Origin of the sequence: Amycolatopsis azurea DSM 43854, from assembly GCF_001995215.1 — a bacterium.
Classification (GTDB): Bacteria; Actinomycetota; Actinomycetes; order Mycobacteriales; family Pseudonocardiaceae; genus Amycolatopsis; species Amycolatopsis azurea.
In genome coordinates this window covers 1-530 of sequence record NZ_MUXN01000048.1, presented here as the reverse complement: position 1 = coordinate 530, position 530 = coordinate 1, and the positions used below count along the sequence as shown (strand labels likewise).

Here is a 530-nt window from a genome sequence, read left to right as displayed (position 1 = left end):
GCGGCCAGAACCTTACGTAGGCGCGCCAGGGCGCGATGCTGGGCCACCCGGACGGCGCCGGGGGTGGACCCCACGGCCTCGGCCGTCTCTTCGGCGGACAATCCCACGACCACGCGCAGGACCACGATCTCACGCTGCTTGTCGGGAAGGACCCGCAGCAACTGGGACATGCGCTCGTTCAGCTCACCCTGCAGGGCACGCTGCTCGGGACCGACGCCGCCCTCGACCTCGTCGGGGACCTCGGCGACCGGTTCGGCGCGGTTACGGGCCGCCGCACGATGCGCGTCGGCCACCTTGTGCTGGGCGATCCCGTAGACGAAGGCCAGGAACGGGCGGCCCTGATCACGGTACGAAGGCAATGCCGTGAGCACCGCGAGACACACCTCCTGAGCAACATCGTCTGCGGAAGCGAACGAACGCTCCTGCCTGCCAACCCGAGCGCGGCAATACCGCACTACCAAAGGACGGATGGCCGCCAGCAACCGCTCGACCGCTTGAGGATCACCCTCAACAGCAGCGGCGACCGGCTC

At 69.1% G+C, this 530-nt stretch carries 1 protein-coding gene; it reads right to left on the bottom strand.

All coding sequences use genetic code 11. From position 1 onward, the window contains the following. Nucleotides 1-530, bottom strand: a 530-nt coding sequence (gene shbA / locus B0293_RS42600; protein WP_039920184.1) for an RNA polymerase sigma factor ShbA, incomplete at both ends; no start/stop codon positions are given.